Consider the following 3883-nt stretch of genomic DNA (forward strand, 5'->3'; position numbering starts at 1 on the left):
GCGCCTGCGCCGCCCGGTCCGGGCCCCCGTCGCGGACGGAGGCGGCGGGCCTCAGCCCTGGCGGGCCTTGAAGCGCTTCTGGGTCTTGTTGATCACGTAGACCCGGCCCTTGCGACGCACGAGCTGGTTGTCGCGGTGACGGCCACGGAGCGACTTGAGGGAGTTGCGAATCTTCATCGGTCTTGCACGCGGCGCGGGTCGGACCGGCCGTCCATCGAAAGGGTGTCGGGATCGCACGCCCTGGCGGGCGCACGGCGATGGCGGCGGACGCATCGCGGAAGGAGCGGCCCCATATCAGGATTCGCCCGTGCGAGGCAAGGCGTTCCGCGGCCGACCCAGGGCTCCCGATGAAGTTGAACGCAGAACTTATGGCACGGGTGGTGATCCCATCCCGTCATTCCGGGGCCGCGCAGCGGAACCCGGAATCCAGGACCGCCGTCGGTGCCGGGCATGGCGCTGCCGGCGGCTCCGGATCCCGGGCTCGCCTGCGGCGCCCCGGAATGACGATGTGGGTTTCGCGATCCGGGAGCGCCCGGTTCGAAATCCGATCCTGAGCGGTCGAGCCCCGCGTTCTCGCTCGCTTCGACGCCGCCGACCACCGGAAGGCTGCGCGCAAGCCGGCCCGGAGAGGGTCCCGAGCGTTCCGAACGAAAACGGCCGCCGGACCCGTGTCCGGCGGCCGTCCTGGGATCGCGAGGTTCGACCGGGGCTCCCCCTGGCCGCGAGTGTCAGGGCTTCGGCGCGGGCGCCGGCATCGCCGGGTCCGGTGCCGCGGCGGGCGCCGTCGCGGGCTGGACGGGCACGCCGGCGGGCATGTCCGCGGAGGCGACCGGCCCGGCGAGCTCCGGGTAGGCCTCGACCACGTGGGCGCCGTTGAGCGGCTTGTTGGCGCCGTTGTGGCAGGTGGCGCAGTTCATCTTCGGCACGTCGCCCATCGGGCCGTGACGGTTCGGCGGCAGGGTCGAGGACAGCGGCAGCATGTAGTCCTCGTTGAGGTCGCGGACCATGCGGATGCCGTGCCAGGCGGCGACCCGGTTCGGCGTGCTCGTGCTCCAATCCGCCACCGAGCGGGTGTTGTGGCAGTAGGTGCAGTTCACGCCGAGCGACTGCGCCATGCTGATCATGATCGCGAAGGTCTTCTCCGCGTCCTGGATCGGCTTGCCCTTGGTCTCGGGCAGCGCCGAGGTCGCGTTGACCCGGATCGCGTCCTCGGGGGTGTTCTTGTGGGCGTAGAAGGCGGCGTAGACGCCGTAGGGCAGCGAGGTCAGGCCGACCTGGGGGCTGGCGACGTTCTGCCCGTTGTTGCGCGGGATGACGCCGTGGCCGGCGTTGGGGCCGGGGTTCTCGAACCAGATGTTCTTCGGCACCGGCTGGCCGCGGTGGCAGGTGTAGCAGGTGACGCCGGCCTCGTGGACGTGGTTCTCCTTCCAGGTCGAGTTGATGTGCTGGACCATCTGCAGCATCCGCCGGGCGACGCGCTTCTGGTACAGGCTGTCGTCGGCCATGTTCTCGGTGTTGTGGCAGTAGGTGCAGCCCTGCTCGGGGGCGACCCACTCGGTCATCGAGGCCATCAGGCGGTTGAAGTTGTCGGCGGAGAGGTCGCCGAGAACCTTGACGTTCTCGTAGACCGCCGAGGCCTTCTCGCCCCCGGGCTCGGCCGGGTCGGCCGGCGCGGGCGCCTGGTTGGCCTCGATCTTGGCGGCCTTGTTCGCCTTGGTCTCGATGACGTCCATCGCAGTGCCGCGGAACCCGGTCTGCTGTTGCGCCATCGGCGGGCGGGTCCAGCCGGCGGTGCCGAGCATGGCGATCGTGAGGAACAGCGCGGCGACCGCGCCGGCGACGGCGAGCATGGTTCTCATGGGTGCACCGAGGGGGCGACGCTGGAGGGATCGACGATCGGGCCGTAGACCTGGGGGTAGGACGGGGCGACCCCGTGCTTGACCGCCCAGAGGTACCAGTTGTCGACGACGGTGCCGGTGAGGAGGATGCCGATGCCGCCCGTCAGCGTCGTCAGCACGGCGAACCACCAGGCCCAGCGGTGGACCGATTCCATCGTGGCGTTGAAGCCCATGGTCCAGCGCCAGAACAGGGCGGCGCGCTCGGTGGCGGTGCCGCGGTCGACGATCTGGTCGATTTCGCGCTCGCCGCCGTAGCGGCTCACCGCCAGGATCGTGCCGCCGTGCATCGCGAACAACAGCGTCGACCCATACAAGAAGACGATCGAAAGCATGTGGAAGGGGTTGTAGAACAGGTTGCCGTAGCGCAGCGAAAACGCCGCCGTCCAATCGAGGTGCGGGAAGATGCCGAAGGGCACCGCCTCGCTCCACGAGCCCATCATGATCGGGCGGATGAAGCCGAGCACCAGATAGAGCCAGATCGCCGAGGCGAAGGCCCAGGGCACGTGCTTGCCGAGGCCGAGCGCCGCGGCGCGGCGGTAGAGCCTAACCCACCACAGCAGGATCGAGGCGGTGAGGAAGAAGCCGGCGATCAGCCACCAGCCGCCTTCGTTGAGCGGCGGCAGGATGCGCAGGCCGTATTGCGGCCGTGGCGGCTCCAGCGCCAGCCAGGGCAGCTGGCGCACGAACTGGATCGGGTCCCAGTTCACCGAAGCCCACATGTTGAGGCCGATGATCTCGAAGGCGATCAGCCCGCAGGCGAAGGACAGCGCGCCGAGGTAGCCGATGTAGATCGGGCCGACCTGCGCGTTTCCGATCAGCCCCATGAGGTAGCTGTGGAACGGCGTGCCCCAGCGGGCGTCGACCGCGACCGGCACGCCGTGCTCCGGTTCGATCGGCCGGACCTGCACCTGCGTGATGATGTTCTGGTAGTACGCCATTGCCTCGGCCCTTTCCGGGAGCGTTCTTCAAGCGACGTGTCGGCCGTCACCGTCCCCGTGCCGGCCGCGCGGGGCGCGGCCGGGTCTCTCATGCGCTCAGCGCCACACCGGCAGGTTCAGCCACCAGCCCCACCATTCCGGCCAGCCCTGGGTCCAGAACGGGCCGCTAATCACGATGCAGACGGCGCTCCAGAAGCCGGCCGACAGCGCCAGGAACAGGCCCAGGCGGTGGATGCCCAGCGTGCCGATCGAGTAGCCGATCGTGTCGCGGAAGAAGGTGTCCTCGTGCTCGGGGCTCTTCACGGTCTCGCCCTTGGCGGGGTTCGTGGCCGAGAGGATCAGGCCGCCGTGCATGGCGAGCGCTAGCGTCGTGGTGAAGAAGAAGGTCACCGCGAGCATGTGCGCCGGATTGTAGTGGAAGTGCAGGTACTGGTACCCGGTGTTCGAAACCCAATCGAGGTGGCTGAGAATCCCGTAGGGGAAGCCGTAACCCCAGGCGCCCATCAGGAACGGGCGGACCACCACCAGCACGACGTAGGCGAAGATCGCCATCGAGAAGGCGAAGGGCACGTGGTAGCCCATGCCGAGCTTGCGGCAGATCTCGACCTCGCGCAGCGCCCAGGACGAGAACGACCCGATCGCGCAGAAGGTGATGATCTGCCAGAGGCCGCCCTCCTTGAGCGGCGCCAGCGCGAGCCCGTATTTGATGTCGGGCGGCGCGATGTTGATCTGCCAGATGTTCCAGGTCGGTCCCAGCGCGGCGCCGTAGACGACCAGCGCCGTGCCCAGCAGGGTGAAGAACAGGCCCGTGACGCCGAAGAAGCCGACGTAGAACGGCCCGACCCAGAAATCGAACAGGTCGCCGCCGACGAGGGTGCCGCCGCGGACGCGGTACTTCTTCTCGAAACTCAGCATCGCCATGGCGAAATGCCTCCGGATGGGTCTGCGGCCGTCGGGCGGCGGTCGGCGTCGGGCGCAGCGGGCGGGAGGATCGATCCTCCGGCCCGCCGCGGTCGTTGCGAGGCGTCCCGCGGGACGGCCTTCCGG

4 protein-coding genes are annotated in these 3883 nt (G+C 69.1%); all 4 read right to left on the minus strand.

Features of this window, described 5'->3' with window-relative positions:
* Positions 1–51: 51 nt before the first annotated feature.
* On the minus strand, positions 52–177 hold the full coding sequence (gene ykgO / locus FV222_RS19565; RefSeq protein ID WP_003601867.1) for a type B 50S ribosomal protein L36: 126 nt from the start codon (positions 175–177) through the stop codon (positions 52–54).
* A 551-nt stretch (positions 178–728) separates the two neighbouring features.
* Positions 729–1859, minus strand: coding sequence for a photosynthetic reaction center cytochrome PufC (pufC, locus tag FV222_RS19570; protein WP_147764215.1), 1131 nt, complete (start codon positions 1857–1859; stop codon positions 729–731).
* Positions 1856–2836: a photosynthetic reaction center subunit M gene (gene pufM, locus FV222_RS19575; RefSeq protein ID WP_147751152.1), complete on the minus strand. Its 981-nt coding sequence runs from the start codon at positions 2834–2836 to the stop codon at positions 1856–1858. Before pufM ends, pufC begins: the two co-directional genes overlap by 4 nt.
* Positions 2837–2932: 96 nt before the next feature.
* Complete coding sequence (gene pufL / locus FV222_RS19580; RefSeq protein ID WP_147751151.1) at positions 2933–3757, minus strand: photosynthetic reaction center subunit L; 825 nt, start codon at positions 3755–3757, stop codon at positions 2933–2935.
* Between the last annotated feature and the right edge of the window lie 126 nt (positions 3758–3883).

This window comes from Methylobacterium sp. WL103 (genome assembly GCF_008039885.1).
In the GTDB taxonomy this organism is placed as follows: domain Bacteria; phylum Pseudomonadota; class Alphaproteobacteria; order Rhizobiales; family Beijerinckiaceae; genus Methylobacterium; species Methylobacterium cerastii.

Bases quoted from the DNA above. Each gene is read 5' to 3' on its own strand.
- ykgO (WP_003601867.1), bottom strand. From the start codon at position 177: ATGAAGATTCGCAACTCCCTCAAGTCGCTCCGTGGCCGTCACCGCGAC.
- pufC (WP_147764215.1), bottom strand. From the start codon at position 1,859: ATGAGAACCATGCTCGCCGTCGCCGGCGCGGTCGCCGCGCTGTTCCTC.
- pufM (WP_147751152.1), bottom strand. From the start codon at position 2,836: ATGGCGTACTACCAGAACATCATCACGCAGGTGCAGGTCCGGCCGATC.
- pufL (WP_147751151.1), bottom strand. From the start codon at position 3,757: ATGGCGATGCTGAGTTTCGAGAAGAAGTACCGCGTCCGCGGCGGCACC.